Genomic DNA, 19,983 nt, shown 5'->3' on the forward strand with positions numbered 1-19,983 from the left:
GGCTGGCACGCGCAAGCGTCTTCATCCGCATCACCGCGCATTTCCTGTCAACTTCGCCGCTATGGTTCATACTCCTATGCGCTGATTGTGTTACGAACGGATAACCGTGAAGACAACGGTTACTGAGTTTGTCACTTCGCTGACAGCCTGAGGGTGTCAGCTGACTATAAGGGAAAATAATGCCATTGTTATTCGGTGAGTTATCTGGTTTCCCGTCATGGGTGCCTGTTGTATTACTCGTCTCGCTTTCATTTGTGTTGGGTTTCCTGGCCCGCCTCATTCTGCTCAGGTTCATCCGCTACTGGCAGATTCGTGACAGAAAGCTGTTCAAATCCCTGGAGAAGCACCTTAGCGGCTCCATGTTCTTTTTTATTCCGTTGTTGATGATCAATATCGGCATTAACTACATTAATTTCCATCCTGACTCATTTGATTTAATCACCAATATCATCAATGTCTTTATTATTATGTCATTCTGCTCGGTCTTAATCAGGCTGACCAACGTGGCGCAGGATATGCTGTACATCCGCTATGACATTAATATTTCCAATAACCTGCGTGCGCGTAAAATCCGCACGCAGATTATCTATGTCAAAAAAGTGGTTATTGTTATCCTGGTCTTATTCTGTGTTTCTCTGATTCTGCTCAGCTTCCCTGGCGTGCGGAAATTTGGGACCACTATCCTGGCCGGTGCGGGTGTCGCCGGTATCATTATTGGCTTTGCCCTGCAGAAGTCGCTGGTCAATCTGTTCGCCGGTATTCAGATCGCCTTTACCCAGCCGATTAAAATTGATGATGCGGTAGTGGTCGAAAAAGAGTGGGGCTGGATTGAAGAGATCAACCTGACCTATGTGGTGGTGCGCATCTGGGATTTGCGTCGGCTGGTGCTGCCGATTACCTACTTTACCGAAAATCCGTTTCAGAACTGGACGCGCAATAACGCTCAGATTTTAGGCTCGGTGTTTCTCTACGTGGATTACTCGATGCCGCTGGAGCCACTGCGAAAGCATTTTGAAAAGGTGCTGAGTGAAACAAAGCTCTGGGATCAGGAAACCTCTGTGCTTCAGGTGACCGACACCACCGAGAAAACCATGACCATCAGGATGCTGATGACCGCACAGAACTCCCCAATCGCCTTTGATTTACGCTGTTACGTGCGTGAGAAGATGATTGAGTTTATTCAGCAGAATTACCCGGAAAGCCTGCCACAGGTGAGAGCATCACTGACGGATAGCGGGGGTGAGAAGGTGGGGAGAGGGGGGATGGAGTAGCAACGTGTAAGGGGCGGTGGTTTAAGTGGCTGTGAAAGCCTCTTGATAGCTGTCGCTCCGATCTGCTCTTGAAGAGGCCAGGTGTTTTCACTGCCTGTCCGCTTTTCGCGCAGAGCGGACCCGCTACGGGTCCAACCCAGGTTGTATCATCGATCTTTTCCGAAACCCTGCAGAGATTTTGATAAAACAAACCTGTGGGAAGCCCGTCCTCCCTTACGAGCAAACCCGATGCCCACCTGCTTGCAGTAAAACACGCACTAACAAGCGCCACCCTCACATTCACCTCTCCTTCACCCCCCCGTCACGGTTCTGTCATCTGTTTCCCTCAGGCTAACCTCATCCCGCAGCGTCTTTTCACTGCGTTCCCACCCTGTAACCCGTGAGGATTTCATCGTGATGGCGTTATCCAGACATCCGACCACTGTCTATCAGGCTGTTGCCGCGCAGCTGGAGCAGGCGCTGAAAGAGCGCTACCGCTGCGGCGACTATCTTCCTTCTGAACAACAACTGGCCGATCACTATGCGGTGAATCGTCACACGCTGCGCCGGGCGGTGGATGAGCTGGTGCACAAAGGGCTGCTGCAGCGCCGTCATGGTGTTGGCATCCTGGTACTGATGCGCCCTTATGACTATCCGCTGCATGCTCAGGCGCGGTTCAGCCAGAACCTGCTGGAGCAGGGCAGTCACCCCACCAGCGAACGGCTGCTGTCGGTGCTGCGTCCGGCCAGCAACGACGTCGCCAGTGCGCTGGGGGTGAAAGAGGGCGACAATGTCATTCATCTGCGCACCCTGCATCGCGCCAACGGCGTGCCGCTCTGCCTGATCAACCATTTCCTCGCCGACCTCAGCTGGTGGCCACAGCTTCAGCAATTTAACAGCGGCTCGCTACATGACTTTTTAGTTAAACACACCGGCAAGCAGTTGGTGCGCACCCAGACCCGCATCAGCACCCGACGGGCGCAGGCTAAAGAGTGTCGCCAGCTCGATATCGTGCTGCATGCGCCGCTGCTTTGCGTGCGGACCCTGAACAAAACCAGTGATGGTGCGGTGGCGGAATACTCCGTCAGCCTGACGCGCGGCGACATGATCGAACTGACTCTGGAGCACTAATGGAACAGCAAACAGATCGCCAGCGCTGGCTGTCGGTGCTGGCGCACAGCAGCAGCGCCTTGCTTGAGAGGCACTGGCAGGCGCTTAACCTCCAGCCCGGGTTCACCCTCGTCCGTCCGGCAGAAATCGGCCTGACACGATTGCAGGCGCGGATGGGTGCCACCGACAAATGCTTTGTGATGGGCGATGCCACGGTGACGCGGGCGGGGGTGCAGCTCAGCAACGGCACCCTGGGTTACAGATATCTGTTGGGGCGCGACAAAGCCCATGCCGAGCGCTGCGCCCTGCTGGATGCGCTGTTGCAGCAGCCGGAAACCCGGCCACTGCTGGAAGAGAAGATTATTACCCCGCTGGCGGCGTGGCGCGATGAGCAACGACAACGGCGCGCCCGTGAAATCGCCAGCAGCAACGTGGATTTCTTTACGCTGGTTCGCGGAGATAACGGATGACTTTACTGGCAAGTTTTAACCATCCGGTGGCGGATGGACAGTGCGCATTTCGCCGCATTCTGAAAGCGATGAGCGAACCGGGCGTGTTGGTCTCGCTGCCGCTGCAACAGGGCTGGGGCGCACTGTCACCGGCGGCCACGGCGCTGTTGCTCACCCTGGTCGATCAGGAAAGCCCGGTCTGGCTGGATGCGCAAATCGACAATGAGCAACTGCGCAACAATCTGCGCTTCCATACCGGCGCGCCGATCACCAGCCAGCAGGATGCACCGTTCGCCCTGAGCCATGCGACGTCGCAGCCCGATCCGACGCAGTTCGCGGCAGGTGACAATCTGTCGCCCGAAAAAAGCACCACGCTGATCATCGAAGTGCCGTCGCTGAATGGCGGATTAACGCTGCGTCTCTCCGGCCCAGGCCTGCGGGAAACCCGCGCCATTGCGCCACAACTGCCGGAAAGCGTGCTGGACTATCTGCGCACCCGTCCGCATCCGTTTCCGCAGGGGGTGGATCTGATCTTCACCTGCGGCGAAGCGATCATGGCCGTGCCGCGTACCACCATTGTGGAGGTGTGCTGATGTATGTCGCGGTGAAAGGGGGCGAAAAAGGCCATTGCAAACGCCCATCAGTTACAGGCCGATCTGCGACGCGGCGATCGGGCGGTCGCGGAACTCGGCTGCAATCAGGTGGCGCAGCAGTTGGGACTGGCGGTGGTACTGGTCTTTTTCGCCGCCGACAATACCCAGACACCGGTCAGCGTGCGGATGGCGATTCGTGCCTTTGTCGCTTTTCTGCGCACCCTGCCGGAACTGGCGTGGGCGGTGATGTTTGTGATGGTCTTTGGCATCGGCGCCATTGCTGGTTTTCTGGCGCTGGCGCTGCACACCGAGGGCAGCCTGACAACGCTCTGTTATGAGGCGATGGAATCGGCGTCGGGTAAGCCGGTACGCGGTCTGGCCGCCTGCGGGGCCAGCAAACTGCAGCGGTGCTGGGCTTTGTCGGGGCGGGCGGCGTCGGCCTGGTCTATGCCGAGAACATGCGGCTGTGGAACTGGGATGTGGTGATGTTCCTGACACTGATTCTGGTGGTGGTGGTGATGATGATGGATATGATCTCCAGCCGCCTGCGTAAGCGCTACATCAGTGGCAAGCCGGTGCCGTTGTGGCAGCCTGCTGCGCGCGATGAAGCCGTACGCTGCGCTGCCAGGCGCGCTGTAACGCCTGCACCAGCTGCGCCTGCTGCCAGGGTTTCCCCAGCCGTTCACACAGCGGCAGTGTCACCGGCTGGTGACGCAGATCCTGACCGCTGATGAGCAGCGTTGCCAGCTGCGGCCAGTTCTGTTGCGCCTGGCGGATCACTTCCGCGCCGTTGATCTCACCGGGCAGCATCAGGTCGCTGATCAGCAGGTCGATATCGGGTGTCTGGCGCAGCAGCGCCAGCGCCGCTTCACCGTCGCCACACTCCAGCGTCAGATACCCCAACTGATGCAGATGTTCGCACAACGTCTGGCGCACCGCCGGTTCATCATCCAGCACCAGCACCAGTCGGTTATTCGCCGGCTCCGCTGGTGCAGGCGGTGGCGGGGCGATCACGGCGCAGGCGGCGGCTTCGGCTGCACGCGGCAACAGCAGCCGTACTGTGGTGCCCTGGCCCGGCGCGGTTTCCAGTTCTATCTGCCCACCTGACTGCCGCACAAAGCCATAGACCATCGACAGGCCCAGCCCGCTGCCGCTGCCAGTAGCTTTGGTGGTAAAAAACGGCTCAAACACCTGTTCGCGTACCTCGGCTGACATGCCGCAGCCGTGGTCAATCACCTCAATTGTGACGTGGTCACGTTGGTCATCCCCTTCCAGGCGGCGCTGGTTTCGGATGTGCAGCCGGATTTCGCCGCTTTGCTGGTGCATCGCATCACGCGCATTCACCACCAGATTCATCAGCGCATTCTCCAGCTGACTGGCATCAATCCAGGCGGGCCAGCCGGGACGCTGCGCGTCTATTATCAGCTGCTGTCCCGGCAGCAGCGAGTGCTGCAGCAGGCCCTGCAAATTGTCCACCAGCGTCACCACCGACACCGCGTGCGGATAGAGCGCCTGCTTGCGTGAGAACGCCAGCAGCCGCTGAGTGAGCTGCGCGGCGCGGTCGGCCGCCTGACGCGCCCGCTCAATCCGGGTAGCCAGCGGGCCGGGCATTAGCTGGCCCTCGGTCAGCGCCAGACTGCCGATAATCACCGCCAGCAGATTGTTAAAGTCATGCGCCAGTCCGCCGGTTAGCTGGCCGACTGCTTTCATCTTCTGGCTGTGCTGCAGCGCCTCTTCCAGTGTTTTACGTGAGGTCCTATCCAGCACCGTATTGACCATGCCGCGCCGCGGGATTGGGCTGAAGCGCAACTCCAGGGTACGGCCATCAGCCAGCCGGATCTCCTGCGGTTCACCGGGGTCGTGCAGATCGACCGCCAGCGGGGCCAGCAGCTTTTGAACGTGTACGCCACGATGCAACTCACGCGGGGCGATGCCGAGCAACTCCGCATACTGGGCATTCCACACGACCAGTTGACCGTCGTTGTCGAACAGGGCAAAGCCGTCGCGCATCGCCAGGAAGGTTGACTCCAGTTGATTGCTCTTCTCTTTTAGCAGCCGCGAGGTATGGGCCAGCGAGGCGGTATTGCGGGCAAAGACGTTAAAGGCCCGCGCCAGTTCGCCCAGCTCGTCGCGGCGCTGCAGTCCCGGTACGCTGACGTTCTGCTCGCCCTGCGCCAGCCGCGTCATCGCCCCGGCAATCGCCGTCAGGCTGGAGCCGAGATTGCGGTAGATGTAGATCCCGGCATAGCCGGTGATCGCCAGCGCCAGCAGCACGAACAGCGCGATGAAGCCGATGATGGAATCCAGTTCGCGATGGGTGGCCAGCGTGCGCGCCTCACTCTGAAACGCAACCTGCTGCACCGAGGCGCTGATATCTTCATTCAGCATTGCCACCAGCGCTTTAATCCGGTAGGTGGCGTAGGCGATCGCCAGGTCGCTCTGTTCCAGCGCCTCTGCCAGCGGCAGCAGGCGCTGCTGAGTGGCCAGCAGTCGCTGCGCGTTTTCGCCGGTCACGCCCGTCAGCGGCACGTTGCGCCACTGCGTCATCACCTGCTGGAGCTGCTCAATCACGGCGATGGGCGAGGGCGTACGGATGGCGATGGTGATCAGCCGTTCGGTTTGCTCGCGCAGTGCGGCATCCGGCCGCGTCCGCCGTTCCCGCTGCACCCGCGGGTTGATATGGCTGAGCAGAATCTGCGTCTGCCACAGGTCGCTCAGCATGTTATTGCGCTGCAGATGGCGCTGATGGCCGGTCAGCAGCAGGCTGTTGATCGTCTGTTCCAGCATCAGGCTGCGGGCGCGGATGCGGGCGATGCGCTCCGGCTGACGAGCCGCGAGCGGGGCACTGGCCAGCAGGCTCAGCGACTGCTGCAACGCCTGCTGATTCTGTTGTAGCCGCTGTGATTCGCTCTGGTACTCCAGCGCCCCGACCACCTGTGACAGCCGCACGGCCGCCGTCGCCACGTTGGCGGTATCACGCGCCAGCGCCAGGCTGCCGTTCATATCCGCCAGGGTCTGCGCCTGCGCCTGCTCCTGAATCGCCCCGGCATGACGAAAGCCCATAATCGCCACCACGCTCACCATCAGCGTGACCGACACCACCAGCAGATTGAACATCAACAGGCGTCCACGCGCCCCGGCCTGCCACGGATAAGTGCGCTGCATCCCACGACCTCGTCATCACTGCCACGATGGGCCGAGTATAGGCGCGTGCAGGCGGGCGTTTATGACAAATATGAATGGCCGCTGACATTCTCCGTTTATCTGGCGTTGCTCTACTGGCGGCTATCCACAGTCCGCAGGAGCGAGGCGATGACAGCCACACCGATACTGGAAATGCGGGGCATTACCCGCCGCTTCGGCAGCTTTTATGCCCTTAAGGGGGTCGATCTCACGGTCTGGCCCGGTGAGGTTCATGCGCTGATGGGGGAGAACGGCGCGGGTAAAAGCACACTGATGAAGATTCTGGCCGGTGCTTATACCGCCAGCAGCGGGGACATTCTCATTGAAGGCAAGCCCTACGCAATCAGGGGGCCGAAAGAGGCACTGGCCGCCGGGATCACCCTGATTTACCAGGAAATCAATCTGGCGCCCAACCTGACGGTGGCGGAGAACATTTTTCTGGGCAGCGAAATCGCGCCCGGCGGGCTGGTGAAGCGGCGGCAGATGGCGGAACAGGCGCAGCGGGTGATTGACCGGCTCGGCGCGCAGTTCAGCGCCTGGGACCTCGTCAGCCGCCTGAGCATCGCCGAGCAGCAGCAGGTGGAAATTGCCCGCGCGCTGCAACGCAACAGCCGCATTCTGGTGATGGATGAGCCGACCGCCGCGCTCTCCAACCGCGAAACTGAACAGCTGTTCGCGCTGATCAAACGGCTGCGCAGCGAAGGCATGGCGATCATCTATATCAGCCACCGCATGGCGGAGGTCTATGAGCTATCGGATCGCGTCAGCGTGCTGCGTGACGGGGAGTATGTCGGCAGCCTGACCCGTGAGCAACTCAACGCCAGCGAGCTGGTGCGGATGATGGTCGGACGGCCGCTCAGCGACCTGTTTAACAAAGACCGCGCTATCCCATTGGGTGATATCCGGCTGGCGGTCAATCACCTGACCGACGGCGGCAAAGTGCATCCCAGCAGTCTGACGGTGCGGGCCGGGGAGATTGTCGCCCTGGCCGGGCTGGTGGGCGCAGGCCGCAGCGAGCTGGCGCAGCTGATCTTCGGCGTACACAAGCCGAAAGAGGGCGAAATCTGGATTGACGGCGAGAAGGTCACCCTTCATTCACCGCGCGATGCCATTGCGCGTGGCATCGGTTTCCTCACCGAAAACCGCAAAGAGCAGGGGCTGTTTCTGGAGATGGCCGCGCAGGAGAACATCGTGATGGCGACGCTGGAACGTGACGCCAGTTACGGCATGCTGAACCGCCGCAAAGGGCAAACCATCGCCAATGAGGCGATCGCCTCACTCAATATTCGCGTTCCGCACGCCCAGGTTCGGGCGGGTGGTCTGTCAGGCGGCAACCAGCAGAAGCTGCTGATCTCACGCTGGGTAGCGATTGGCCCGCGCATCCTGATCCTTGATGAACCGACGCGCGGCGTCGATGTCGGGGCCAAAAGCGAGATCTACCGCATGATGCAGCAGATGGCGCGGCAGGGCGTGGCAATTCTAATGATCTCCAGCGAACTGCCGGAAGTGGTGGGGATGAGCGACCGCGTTTACGTGATGCACGAAGGCACTCTTGTCGGTGAGCTGGAGGGCAGCCACATCAGTCAGGAAAATATCATGACGCTGGCAACCGGTGCGCACAGCACGTCAGCAGGCGAAATTTAAGGAGACCACCATGACACAACTGGCCCGTACCCAAGCGCCGACGCTGAAACGCGCCCTGATGGGCGATCTGCTGCAAACGGTGGGTATTCTGCCGATTCTGATCCTGATCGTGGCAGTATTTGGTTTCGTCACGCCGAACTTCTTTACCGAAGCCAACCTGCTCAACATCACCCGCCAGGCATCGATCAATATCGTGCTGGCGGCGGGCATGACCTTTGTGATTCTGACCGGCGGCATCGACCTCTCGGTGGGATCGATGCTGGGCACTACCGCGGTGGTGGCGCTGGTGGCGTCGCTGGACCCGATGCTCGCTTCCCTGACCATTCCGATGGCGCTGGGCGCGGGTCTGGTGATGGGGCTGTTCAACGGCATTCTGGTCGCCTGGGCCGGATTGCCGCCCTTTATTGTCACACTCGGCACTTACACCGCCCTGCGCGGAGCCGCTTATCTGCTGGCGAATGGCACCACAGTGATCAACTCCGATATTAACTTCGAGTGGATCGGTAACGGCTATCTCGGGCCGGTGCCGTGGCTGATTGTGATTGCCTTTGCGGTCATCGCCCTTTGCTGGTTCATCCTGCGCCGTACCACGCTGGGCGTCCATATTTACGCGGTCGGTGGCAACATCCAGGCGGCGCGTCTCACCGGTATCAAGGTTGGCGTCGTGTTGCTGTTTGTCTACGGCATAAGCGGCCTGCTGTCGGGGCTGGGGGGGCTGATGAGCGCCTCGCGGCTTTACAGCGCCAACGGCAACCTCGGCGTCGGCTATGAGCTGGATGCGATTGCGGCGGTGATCCTGGGCGGCACCAGCTTTGTCGGCGGCATCGGCACCATCACCGGCACCCTGATTGGCGCACTGATTATTGCCACGCTGAATAACGGCATGACGCTGATGGGCGTCTCCTATTTCTGGCAGCTGGTGATTAAGGGGGCGGTGATCATTATCGCGGTCCTGATCGACAAATATCGTACCCGTCATCATGTGAGTTGAGGCTTAACAGCGCGGGTGCGCCATGTCGCCTCCGCTTCTGTAAAAACGCCATTAAGTGGTTGGCATTCTGAAAACAGCAGGAGAAGGTCTATGCGTTTTAATCCGATTGTAACCGGGCTGCTGGCGGCGACGCTGTTCAGTACCGGCCTGGCTCAGGCAAAAGAACTCAAATCTATCGGCGTCACGGTCGGCGATCTGGCCAATCCCTTCTTCGTGCAGATCACCAAAGGCGCGGAGATGAAGGCGCGTCAGCTGGCGGGCGATAAGGTGAATGTGACGCTGGTCTCCAGCGGCTATGATCTCGGTCAGCAGGTGGGCCAGATTGACAACTTTATTGCGGCCAAAGTCGACATGATTATCCTCAATGCCGCGGACTCTAAAGGGATCGCCCCGGCGGTGAAGCGGGCGCGTGACGCGGGTATCGTGGTGGTGGCGGTCGACGTGGCAGCCGATGGCGCGAATGCGACCATCACCTCTGATAACACGCAGGCGGGCGCAATGGCCTGTAAATATATTTCTGACCGCCTGAAGGACAAAGGCAATGTGGTGATTATCAACGGCCCGCCGGTTTCTGCAGTGCAGAACCGCGTTGAAGGCTGCATGAACGAGCTGAAAACCCATCCTGACATCAAGCTGCTCTCGTCCAATCAGAATGCCAAAGGCAGTCGTGAAGGCGGACTGGAGGTGATGACCGGCCTGCTCTCGGCTAACCCGAAAATTGATGCGGTGTTTGCTATCAACGACCCGACCGCCATTGGTGCCGATTTAGCGGCGAAGCAAGCACAGCGCAGTGAGTTCTTTATCGTGGGCGTCGATGGATCGCCGGACGGGGAAGAGGCGCTGAAGCGCAAGAATTCGCTGTTCGTCGCCACACCCGCCCAGGACCCGCAGGTAATGGCGGCCAACGCGGTTGAGATTGGCTATGACATCCTGCAGGGCAAGCCTGCGCCCGGTAAGCCGGTGCTGATCCCGGTGAAGCTGATTGATCGCAATAATATCGGCAGCTACCAGGGCTGGACGGTGAAATAAATTTGAGTGCGGCACCTTCCCGGTGCCGCACTCAGGAGGCCACAATGCAACGTTCCAGGGTTAACGGCTACCTGCAAGATACGCGCGAGTTCTTCCGGCAGCAGGGTGTGCATCTGCCACCGTGGGCTGATTACGGCGTGAGCCAGTGGCGGGCGCAGAATCGTGACGTGGCGCAGGAGATTCTGGCGTTGCGGCTGGGCTGGGATCTCACCAGTTTTGGCGCGGCTGATTTTTTACAGACCGGGCTGACGCTGTTTACCCTGCGCAACGGCTCGCCAGGCGGGCAGCCGTGGCATAAACCCTACGCCGAGAAGATCATGCACGTGCGCGAAGGGCAGCTAACGCCGATGCACTATCATCCGCGCAAGATGGAAGACATCATCAACCGTGGCGGCGGCAATCTGATCGTCGAACTGCACAACCGTGAGGGTGACGGACTGGCTGACTCGCCGGTGGCGGTGTCGCTGGATGGCCTGCGCCAGACCCATGCTGCCGGTGTACAGCTTCGGCTCTCGCCGGGGGAAAGCGTGACGCTGGAGGCGGGCATCTGGCACAGTTTCTGGGGCGAAAGCGGCTTCGGTGACGTGCTGGTGGGCGAGGTGTCGATGCCCAATGACGACGAAAACGACAATGTGTTTCTGACGCCACTGGCCCGTTTCAACCCGCTGGATGAAGATGAAGCGCCGCACGGGTTGCTGTGTAATGATTATGCGCACTGGCTACCCTGAGCGCAGCAGGGGTAATCAGGCAATCTGGCTGATACGCGTTGTCGAATCGGGTTTCACCACATCGACGGAAAAGACATAGCCCAGTCCGCGGATGGTGCGGATCAGGTCGGGCTGGTGCGGGTTGATTTCGATTTTGCGGCGCAGCCGCATGATCAGGACGTCGATGGTGCGGTCAAACACGTCGAGACTTTCGCTGTGGGTCAGCTCCAGCAGCTGATCGCGGGTCAGCACTTTGCGGGCGTGACGCACCAGCGCCCGCAGCAGGCTATATTCTCCCTGGGTCAGCGGCACCAGTTCACGCTGCGGGTTAAACAGCTGGCAGCGGCTATCGTCCAGTTGCCAGCCGCCAAAATACCAGCCCTCCTGTTCAGGATCGGCCTGCGCAATGCGGCCGTTACGACGCAGGGCCGCCCGGGCGCGCGCCACCACCACACGTGGATTGAAGGGTTTGGCGATGTAGTCATCTGCGCCCATCTCCAGGCCAACCACCATCTCCGCTTCTGAACCCATGCCGGTCAGCATAATCACCAGCACCTCCGGTCGCTGACGCTGAAGCTGCTGCAACACCAATAGCCCGTTAGTATCGGGCAGCATCATATCCAGCATCACCAGCGAGATCTCCGGGTGTTCGCTGAGCATCGCTAGCGCCGCTTTTCCCTGATGACAGCGGTAAACAGTCAACAGATGTTCACTTAACGCATCCTGCAAAACGTCGCAGACAGCAGGGTCATCATCCACCACCAGAATCGCGGGCTTCATTGCGCGGCCTCAATGTTACGAAAGAGTTAATTTTGGAGTCTACACAGGCCAGAAAAGGTTGCTGAGGCAGTGTGCTGAAACGTGACCGGCTTCGCCAGTGAGAGTGTGGAAGCGTGCGCTGGCGCAGAGTTTTTCGGGGCTGCCCGTTTGCTGCAGGAAAACGATTGCGCGGCATCGGTGCATTGCACCATAATCGCGCCTCGTTTTGGTTCGGAATGCTCTTAGGCGCATCCGGCTCTGCCAGGTAATCGATTGCGTCGGGATATGGCATGGCAATTGCTTTGGGCAGTGGGTAAGTCAGGGATTTCAGGCGATTCTGGCACGCAAGTAGGCAGCGGCCGGCGTCAATGTCCCGGAAACAGAATAATCAGCATGCAAACCCCTTTGGCAAGTGAGACTGATGTCTCCTGTATCGAGAGATGATGATGTTAGAAAAACTATTCAAACTCAAAGCGCATAACACCACGGTTCGTACTGAGATTATCGCCGGGATCACCACCTTCCTGGCGATGGCTTATATTCTGTTTGTGAACCCGAGCATTCTGGGCGCGACCGGCATGGACAAGGGCGCCGTGTTTGTCGCGACCTGTCTGGCGGCGGCGATTGGTTGCGTACTGATGGGGCTGATCGCCAACTACCCGATTGCGCTGGCACCGGGCATGGGGCTGAACGCCTTTTTCACCTACACCGTTGTGCTGCATATGGGCTACACGTGGCAGATTGCGCTGGGCGCGGTGTTTCTCTCGGCGGTGATTTTCTTCGCGATGTCGCTGTTTAAGATTCGCGAGTGGATTATTGCCAGTATTCCGCTGCCGCTGCGTGCCGGGATTGGTGCCGGTATCGGGCTTTTTCTGGCGCTGATTGCGCTGGAAGGGGCGGGCATTGTGGTGGATAACCCGGCGACGCTGGTGGGCATTGGCGACCTCACTAAACCGGGTCCGCTGCTGGCAATGCTCGGCTTTGTGGTCATTGTGGTGCTGGAAGCGCGTCGGGTGACCGGTGCGGTGCTGATCGGTATTCTGCTGGTGACCTTTATTTCCATGGGTATCGGTTTGTCGCCGTTTGCCGGGGTCTTCTCTGCACCGCCGTCGATTGCACCCACCTTTATGCAGCTGGATATTGCCGGGGCATTTAACGTTGGCCTGATCAGCGTGATTTTTGCCTTCTTGTTTGTCGATGTGTTTGATAACACGGGCACGCTGCTGGGCGTAACCAAACGCGCCGGCCTGGCGGATGAGCAGGGTAACGTGCCGAAAATGGGCCGTGCGCTGATTGCCGACAGTGCGGCTGCGCTGTTTGGTTCGCTGCTCGGCACCTCGACCACCACCAGTTATGTGGAATCGGCGGCGGGCGTGAGTGCCGGTGGCCGTACCGGCCTGACGGCGATTGTGGTCGCCGTGCTGTTCCTGCTGGCGCTGTTTTTCTCGCCGCTGGCATCCAGCGTGCCGGTTTATGCCACGGCGCCTGCACTGCTGTTTGTGGCGGTGCTGATGGCCTCAGGTCTTGCAGAGATTGACTGGAAAGATATCACCACCGCAGCGCCTGTCACCGTGACCGCGCTGACCATGCCGCTGACCTATTCGATTGCTAACGGCATCGCGTTTGGTTTTATTACCTGGACGCTGGTGAAGCTGCTGAGCGGTCGTGCTAAAGAGGTGAATGCGGCGCTGGTTATCCTGTCAATTCTGTTTGTGATCAAGCTGGGATGGCTGAGTGCTTAGGTGTTGCCTGTCGGCAGGGGGGCGCTTAGCAGCGGGCTGGCACTGAGCAGGGCTCGCTTGGCTGCGGGCTGACACTGAGTAAGTTTCGCTTTGCAGCGGGCTTGCACTGAGAAGTTTACGCCCGCCAGGCGTTCGGGCGTTTCAGGTTGCCTGAGCAGGCGGTCGCGTCAAGGGGCGGACGCCCGCCCCTTAACAATCCCGGCGTCCGGCAGCCTGCGCGCCCCGCTTAGCGGGGTGCCTTCGTCACGCCCTGCGGCCGACGGACCGCCCGGACGCGCCATCCCTGGCGCGTGCCGTTCTTTCGCCGACGTCCTGTCGGCTCATCCTGGCCTGCGGTTGTTCCTCAGCGCTGCGGATGCCTCTGGTAAATCCCCGCCTGTAATATCTTTTTATGTTTGCAGAGCTGAGGTGTTTGCTGGCGTGAAATCCAAAGCTAATCCCGGAAACGTAAAGCGATAAAGTACTCAACCCAAAAAGAAGAAATAACAGCGAGGGGGTGGGGAGGCCGTCAGAGCCGCTGAGCGGATGAGGGATTTTAGGACGAGCGACAGGGATGTCGCGAAGAGGCGGGTTCGCGCCAGGGATGGCGCGTCCCGCCGTTCCGTGAGAAATCCGGAAGACGCGAAGGCACCGCGAAGCGGCGGTGATGCAGGCCGGAGCCCGGGGTCAAGGGGGCGCGGCGACTGGCGCCCCCTTGTCGGTCGCCTGCAGCGGCGAGTCTGAAACTGCCTGACTTACCAGGCGAACGAAACCCTCTCACAGCCCGTTCGCGCAGCGAACAACCCCAGCCTCAGCGCAGCACGCCAGCCCGTTCGCGCAGCGAACAAACCTCTGCCAGCCAGCGGCGATAAACTTACCTGAAAGGCGGCTCATTAAACGTCCGCAACTTACGCGAATGCAACTTATCGCCCTCGGCGCGCAGCAACTCAACAGCATGGATACCAATCTGCAGATGCTCCGAAATCGCCCCTTCATAGAAGCGGTTCGCCTGGCCGGGCAGCTTAATTTCACCATGTAGTGGCTTGTCGGAAACGCACAGCAGCGTGCCGTACGGCACCCGGAAGCGATAGCCCTGCGCGGCAATGGTGGCGCTTTCCATATCGACCGCCACCGCCCGGCTCAGGTTAAAGCGCAGGGCTGAGGCGGAGTAGCGCAGCTCCCAGTTGCGATCGTCCGTGGTCACCACGGTGCCGGTACGTAGCCGCTGCTTCACCTCTTCGCCAGGCATGCCGCTCACCGATTTGGTGGCGTCATACAGCGCGCGCTGCACTTCGGCAATGCTTGGCACCGGGATGTCCGGCGGCAGCACGCTGTCGAGCACGTGGTCGTCGCGCAGATAAGCGTGGGCCAGCACATAATCGCCGATCCGCTGGCTCTCGCGCAGACCGCCACAGTGACCAATCATCAGCCAGGCGTGGGGACGCATCACCGCCAGATGATCGCAGATGGTTTTGGCATTCGACGGGCCGACACCAATATTAATCAGCGTAATACCGCGGCGATTAGGTGAGGTGAGATGCCAGGCGGGCATCTGGTGCTTCTTCCACGCCAGATCAGAGAGCATTGACTCGCTGTCGGCGGTTTCAGCTGTCAGCACCACATCACCGGCGCAGGCCAGGCTGTTGTAAGGGGTCGTGGGATCGCGCACCTGCGCAATCGCCCAGCGCACAAACTCATCAACATACCGCGTGTAGTTGGTGAACAGCACAAACGGCTGGAAGTGCTCAACACTGGTGCCGGTGTAGTGACGCAGACGGGCCAGCGAGAAGTCGGTTCGCAGCGCGTCGAAGTGGGACAGTGGGAACTGTGCGTCGGCGTGGAACAGACCGTCGGTGGTCTCATCGCCAATTTGTGACAGTTCGGTGGTCGGGAAGTGGCGCGCAATACCGGCGCTCATGGTGCGATCCAGTGACAGATCGGAACCGTCGATCACGTAAGGATAGGGGATCTCCTGGCTGGACGGCACCACGTCAATCTCCAGCTGATACTCTTTCTCCAGCATCGCCAGCTGTTCCGCAATATAGTGACGCAGCAACGCCGGACGGGTGACGGTGGTGCTGTAACTGCCGGTGTGGGTGAAGCGTCCCCAGGCACGCGTGCGGTTCTGCTGTGGACCCTCGCCGCGCCAGGTGATGCGCAGCTCCGGATAAACAAACAGTCCCTGCGCCCGATCGGTCTCGTCGGGCAGGGTGCCGTTTTCGGTAAACGCTTTAATCGCCGCGCGCAGCGCATCGACGGCGCCATCGTAAAGGCGTTCAAGTTCATCCAGCGCTTGCTGGCTGGTCAGGTTTTTCCGTAGTGTCGGCATGGTTTCTCCTTCCATTTTTTTTCGCAATTTGCCCCAAGCTTAGCGGGTTTGTTGCAGAGATTGGTGAAGAATCTATGATCGTCGTTTTTTTGCGCTAACGAAGCGGGCAATCTGACCAGGGCTGCGTTGCGTCGGAACGGACGGTGCGAGAATTAATTAAGAAAATCTTTACTATTAAAAGGGCGACGCCCCGGTTTTAATGACGCCGCTGAGAATAAAAGAGCGGTAAAGCAGCCAACGGTAACGCGCTGGCAACCGATCATAACGTCAGGTAAATAATCAGGTTTACTACAGCGGGCGGGACAGCCAGGCAGAATCTGCCGTATCAGAATTAAAAAGTGTGTAACCATGATTAATTTGCACCGGAAAGACTTTGCATATTTCTCTGCCCACTATCATCATTAGATCTCGTCAGTCTCTTCTGATTTGGTAATCCTTTGCAAAATCCCGGCGTAGCAGTGATGCAAGCGATCAGACGCACGGCGTGGTACCCGAAACGCCGCTCTTATCGCACGCTCTACTGGCGTGAAATATCGCCATTAGCAGTGCCTATCTTTTTCGAGAACGCCTGTGTGTTGTTGATGGGCGTACTGAGCACCTTTTTGGTCAGCTGGCTGGGCAAAGAGGCGATGGCGGGCGTCGGCCTTGCCGACAGCTTCAATATGGTGATCATCTCGTTCTTTGCGGCCATCGACCTCGGCACCACGGTGGTGGTGGCATTCAGCCTGGCAAAACGCAACGGCAAGCGTGCCCGCGCCGCCACGCGTCAGTCGCTGGCCATGATGACGATACTCGCCTTTATACTGGTGATCGCCATTGAGTTCTGGGGCCATCTGATCGTTGATGCGATAGCCGGTGCCGCTGATCCCAAAGTGAAAGCGCTGGCGTTGAGCTACCTGCAGACCTCCGCCTGGAGCTATCCGGCTGCCGCCATTACCCTGATCGGCAGCGGGGCGCTGCGGGGCGCAGGGAATACCAAAATTCCAATGCTGATTAACGGCGGCATGAACATCCTCAACATCATCATCAGTAGCGTGCTGATTTATGGCTGCTTCTCATGGGATGGTTTAGGGTTTGTCGGGGCCGGGCTTGGGCTGACCATTACCCGCTATATCGGGGCGATCGCGGTCATTTACGTGCTGATGATTGGCTTTAACGCCTCGCTGAAAATCACGCTGTCGAGTTATTTCCGGCGCTGGAACAGCAGCATTCTGATGGAAGTTTTAGGTATAGGTGTGCCTGCCAGTATCGAGTCAGTGCTCTTCAACGGCGGTAAACTGCTGACCCAGGTGTTTGTTGCCGGAATGGGCACCAGTGAAATTGCAGGTAACTTTATCGCTTTCTCGGTTGCGTCGCTGATCAACCTGCCGGGCAATGCGCTGGGGTCTGCATCAACCATTATTACCGGCACCCGTCTGGGCAAAAATCAGGTCTTCCAGGCGGAGCGCCAGGTGCGGCATGTTTTCTGGCTGGCAACGGTGTGCCTGAGCGCGATAGCGCTGATGACGGTGCCGCTGGCCGGGTTGCTGGCGCGTTTTTATACCAGCGATCCGGAAGTGATAAATGTTACAAAGCACCTGCTCTGGCTGAACGCGCTGTTTATGCCGATATGGGCCGCGTCCTGGGTGCTGCCCGCCGGACTTAAAGGCGCACGTGATGCGCGCTACACCATGTATGTGTCGATGTTCAGTATGTGGTGCGCACGCGTAGTGGTTGGTTACCTGCTCGGCATTGAGCTGGGGATGGGCGTCACCGGTGTCTGGCTGGGCATGTTCCTAGACTGGACGGTGCGCGGTATTTTCTTCTGGTGGCGTCTCAACAGCGGCAAATGGCTCAACCGCTATTACAGGATGATCGCGAAAACGGGATAGCGCGTTCTGCACGCCTTCCCCTGGTGCCGGGGGAAGGCATCACTTCTCACCGCCCGCATAAAAAATAACATCTCCGTCACATCTCCAGACTTTAAGATATAATTTCAGTCAGTTGCACAAAGCCAGTCTTGTCTGACAGGGTTAGCGTGATGCCTGCTGCGCATTGACGCAGACACTACTTATCAAGGTGACCCTATGATCCGTCTCAAAACGGCGCTGGCCCTTCTGCCGCTGCTGTGTAGCCCCCCGCTGTGGGCGACAACCTTTGTTTATGTATCAAATGCCGACTCCGGCACCGTTTCCCGCTATCAGCTCAACGAGGTAAATGGCAGCCTGCATTGGCGTGGCGATACGCCTGCCGGGAAAAAGATCATGCCGCTGGCGGCCAGCCCGGAGGGTAATCGACTTTATGGTGCGCTGCGTAGTCCGCCTTACGCGATCATCAGCTGGCGCGTCACCGGGCCAAAGGGTGATTTGCAGAAGATGGCGGTGACGCCGGTTGTGGCCAGCTTTCCGTGGATCACGACCGATCAGCGTGGGCGCTATCTTCTGGCCGCCTCCTATGACAGCGATATCGTCACCAGTAACCGGATTGATGATAAAGGCGTTGTGACCGCGCAGGTCACCGGAGAGGTGAAAACCGGGCCACACGCCCATTCAGTGATCACCGACGTCAGCAATCATTCACTCTACGTCGGCAACCTTGGCACGGATCGGATATTGCAATATGCCTTTAGCGACGATGGCACCCTCGCCCCGCTGGGAACCGGTTTTGTTCAGGGCGAGAAGAACAGCGGCGCACGGCATTCCGTGATTTCACCAGACAATCGTTTTCTCTATAACCTCGCGGAGATGAGCGGCACCATTACGCAGTTCCGGCGCGCGGCGGAGGGATCGTTGACGGAGCTGAAGCGCTGGCCGAATGCGGTGGCGAAGAAATATACTTTGCAGCATGGCGAGCAGCGCCCGGCGGGCTACAGCGATCCGACGCGACGCATCTGGGCAGCGGATATTAAAATCACGCCGAATGGACAATTCATTTATGTGACCGAGCGCACCTCCAGCACTGTCAGCGGTTACCGGGTCGATAAACCGTCGGGGGAGTTAACGCTGATCGGCGACTGGCCGGTTGAAAAACAGCCGCGCAGTATCGCGGTTGATGCGCAGGGTAAATGGCTGATTGTCAGCGGAGAGAAAAGCGCAGTGATTGGCAGCTATGCCATCGATCCCGCCAGCGGCGAACTCAGGCGCGTTGCAGAAGCCCCGGCCGGTAAAGGGGCAAACTGGGTGACGCTGATAACGCGCTAATGGGCTGGAGCAGACGGTACCTGGCGCTGCCAGATCGGTCGGGCAGGGCGCTTTATGCGAAATCTGATATAAGCAGTGCAGAAATTTTTGCTTCAGATTGGGCGTGTAAGCGGGTTAACTCAGGGCATCAACTGATGCGGAGAGCCTGAAATGAAACAGAAACTGATAGCCTGGTTTGAACAGCTGCTGAGCGGCCCTGCGACGGATGAGCATGGGCATGACATTCACGTCGAACTGCTGCTGCCCCTCAGCCAGCTATATGGTCTGGAATATTATCCGGCAGTGCATCGCTACCATGAAAAATAACGGTAGTTGTATTGTCTCTTGTTAAAGGCCCGCTACGTTGCGGGCCTTTTTGCGTCTGGCGGCCTGGGGGAGAAGTGTCATACCGTTTCTACGTGAAGGGGCAGGCATAAATAGATAATCTGGCTTTCCTGACGGTAAAATCGTTTAAAATCTGTGAGTTGTGTTCCATTGTCACCCGTTGTCGTCCATCTTTAATTGCCGCATGCTTTCTCTGCGCCTGTAATACCTTTGAGCAGGAAATGGCTGCCAGACGCGGGATTTGAAACCAGAATCGTTATTAGGGTGAAAATTGAGCGGGGTTATTTTGTGCTGATGTTGGGAAGTCCGCAATAAGTGTCTATTCCGGTCTCTTCTGATCTGACTGATGAGTTATCTGACGCATTAAGCGGTCAGAAACGCCGGCGTAAGACAAACATGTGGACGTTATTTCAGCCAGCACGCTGCGCATCTGCGGACGAAATATCTGCGGCTCTGGCTAAAGCTGCTCAGGGAGATATGCCGGAAGGACAGAATTGGGATGACTGAAAAGCAAAAAAACCGCTCAGGTTTCCCTGAGCGGTTTTTTTTAATCTGGCTCCTCTGACTGGACTCGAACCAGTGACATACGGATTAACAGTCCGCCGTTCTACCGACTGAACTACAGAGGAATCGTTTGAACGAGGCGAATATTAGCGGCGCCGACCGAAGGTGTCAACAGCAAAAAAGACATTATCATTCAACTGGCTAGCTTTAA

Annotated in this window: 15 protein-coding genes, 1 tRNA gene and 2 pseudogenes; 14 read left to right on the plus strand and 4 right to left on the minus strand. The window is 58.7% G+C overall.

The features are described from left to right. Positions 1-179 precede the first annotated feature (179 nt). From WFO64_RS07565 to WFO64_RS07590, 6 genes and pseudogenes are all read left to right on the plus strand, one after another. Complete coding sequence (locus tag WFO64_RS07565; RefSeq protein WP_337010361.1) at positions 180-1,271, plus strand: mechanosensitive ion channel family protein; 1,092 nt, start codon at positions 180-182, stop codon at positions 1,269-1,271. Between the two features lie 396 nt (positions 1,272-1,667). Next, positions 1,668-2,381: a phosphonate metabolism transcriptional regulator PhnF gene (gene phnF / locus WFO64_RS07570; RefSeq protein ID WP_337010363.1), complete on the plus strand. Its 714-nt coding sequence runs from the start codon at positions 1,668-1,670 to the stop codon at positions 2,379-2,381. After that, entirely contained in the window at positions 2,381-2,830 is a 450-nt protein-coding gene (phnG, locus tag WFO64_RS07575; RefSeq protein ID WP_337010365.1) for a phosphonate C-P lyase system protein PhnG, read from the plus strand. Before phnF ends, phnG begins: the two co-directional genes overlap by 1 nt. After that, positions 2,827-3,402, plus strand: coding sequence for a phosphonate C-P lyase system protein PhnH (phnH, locus tag WFO64_RS07580; RefSeq protein ID WP_337010367.1), 576 nt, complete (start codon positions 2,827-2,829; stop codon positions 3,400-3,402). The genes phnG and phnH overlap by 4 nt, the downstream gene beginning before the upstream one ends. Continuing rightward, positions 3,402-3,541, plus strand: a pseudogene (locus WFO64_RS07585) (carbon-phosphorus lyase complex subunit PhnI); the annotation flags it as partial. The gene phnH and the pseudogene WFO64_RS07585, both read left to right, overlap by 1 nt. Beyond that, positions 3,529-3,971: pseudogene (locus WFO64_RS07590) on the plus strand (PhnE/PtxC family ABC transporter permease); the annotation flags it as partial. The pseudogenes WFO64_RS07585 and WFO64_RS07590, both read left to right, overlap by 13 nt. On the opposite strand, the gene WFO64_RS07595 reads toward WFO64_RS07590, so the two are convergent. Next, a complete protein-coding gene (locus tag WFO64_RS07595; protein ID WP_337010369.1) occupies positions 3,964-6,567 on the minus strand; it encodes an ATP-binding protein in 2,604 nt (867 codons plus the stop codon). The pseudogene WFO64_RS07590 and the gene WFO64_RS07595 sit on opposite strands and share 8 nt — an antisense overlap. Positions 6,568-6,714: 147 nt before the next feature. Here WFO64_RS07595 and WFO64_RS07600 point away from each other — a divergent pair, with 147 nt between their 5' ends. The 4 genes from WFO64_RS07600 to WFO64_RS07615 all read left to right on the plus strand — a co-directional run bounded on the left by WFO64_RS07600 (position 6,715) and on the right by WFO64_RS07615 (position 10,977). After that, positions 6,715-8,229, plus strand: a complete 1,515-nt coding sequence (locus WFO64_RS07600; RefSeq protein WP_337010371.1) for a sugar ABC transporter ATP-binding protein — start codon at positions 6,715-6,717, stop codon at positions 8,227-8,229. Between the two features lie 10 nt (positions 8,230-8,239). After that, positions 8,240-9,220, plus strand: a complete 981-nt coding sequence (locus WFO64_RS07605) for an ABC transporter permease subunit (RefSeq protein ID WP_337010373.1) — start codon at positions 8,240-8,242, stop codon at positions 9,218-9,220. A 90-nt stretch (positions 9,221-9,310) separates the two neighbouring features. Continuing rightward, complete coding sequence (locus WFO64_RS07610) at positions 9,311-10,249, plus strand: ABC transporter substrate-binding protein (protein ID WP_337010375.1); 939 nt, start codon at positions 9,311-9,313, stop codon at positions 10,247-10,249. Positions 10,250-10,293: 44 nt separating this feature from the next. After that, positions 10,294-10,977 (plus strand): D-lyxose/D-mannose isomerase, encoded by a 684-nt coding sequence (locus WFO64_RS07615; RefSeq protein ID WP_337010377.1) that lies wholly within the window; start codon positions 10,294-10,296, stop codon positions 10,975-10,977. 15 nt (positions 10,978-10,992) lie between these two features. Here WFO64_RS07615 and WFO64_RS07620 read toward each other — a convergent pair whose 3' ends face one another. After that, on the minus strand, positions 10,993-11,736 hold the full coding sequence (locus tag WFO64_RS07620) for a response regulator transcription factor (protein WP_337010380.1): 744 nt from the start codon (positions 11,734-11,736) through the stop codon (positions 10,993-10,995). A gap of 422 nt (positions 11,737-12,158) precedes the next feature. Between WFO64_RS07620 and WFO64_RS07625 the strand changes: the two genes are divergently transcribed. After that, the gene (locus tag WFO64_RS07625; RefSeq protein ID WP_212685931.1) at positions 12,159-13,457 is read left to right on the plus strand and encodes an NCS2 family permease; all 1,299 of its coding nucleotides are present in this window, start codon (positions 12,159-12,161) and stop codon (positions 13,455-13,457) included. Positions 13,458-14,310: 853 nt separating this feature from the next. Here the strand turns inward: WFO64_RS07625 and WFO64_RS07630 are convergent. Further along, on the minus strand, positions 14,311-15,765 hold the full coding sequence (locus WFO64_RS07630; RefSeq protein WP_337010382.1) for an AMP nucleosidase: 1,455 nt from the start codon (positions 15,763-15,765) through the stop codon (positions 14,311-14,313). Positions 15,766-16,226: 461 nt separating this feature from the next. On the opposite strand from WFO64_RS07630, the gene WFO64_RS07635 reads away from it, so the two are divergent. The 3 genes from WFO64_RS07635 (at position 16,227) to WFO64_RS07645 (ending at position 19,250) form a co-directional block, all read left to right on the plus strand. Continuing rightward, complete coding sequence (locus tag WFO64_RS07635) at positions 16,227-17,636, plus strand: EmmdR/YeeO family multidrug/toxin efflux MATE transporter (RefSeq protein WP_337010384.1); 1,410 nt, start codon at positions 16,227-16,229, stop codon at positions 17,634-17,636. Positions 17,637-17,831: 195 nt separating this feature from the next. Continuing rightward, the gene (locus WFO64_RS07640) at positions 17,832-18,944 is read left to right on the plus strand and encodes a lactonase family protein (protein WP_337010386.1); all 1,113 of its coding nucleotides are present in this window, start codon (positions 17,832-17,834) and stop codon (positions 18,942-18,944) included. 150 nt (positions 18,945-19,094) lie between these two features. Then, the gene (locus WFO64_RS07645) at positions 19,095-19,250 is read left to right on the plus strand and encodes a hypothetical protein (protein ID WP_337010388.1); all 156 of its coding nucleotides are present in this window, start codon (positions 19,095-19,097) and stop codon (positions 19,248-19,250) included. A gap of 571 nt (positions 19,251-19,821) precedes the next feature. Here the strand turns inward: WFO64_RS07645 and WFO64_RS07650 are convergent. Beyond that, a tRNA-Asn gene (locus WFO64_RS07650) sits at positions 19,822-19,897 on the minus strand. Between the last annotated feature and the right edge of the window lie 86 nt (positions 19,898-19,983).

This window comes from Pantoea sp. AS142, from assembly GCF_037152305.1.
Taxonomy (GTDB): domain Bacteria; phylum Pseudomonadota; class Gammaproteobacteria; order Enterobacterales; family Enterobacteriaceae; genus Pantoea.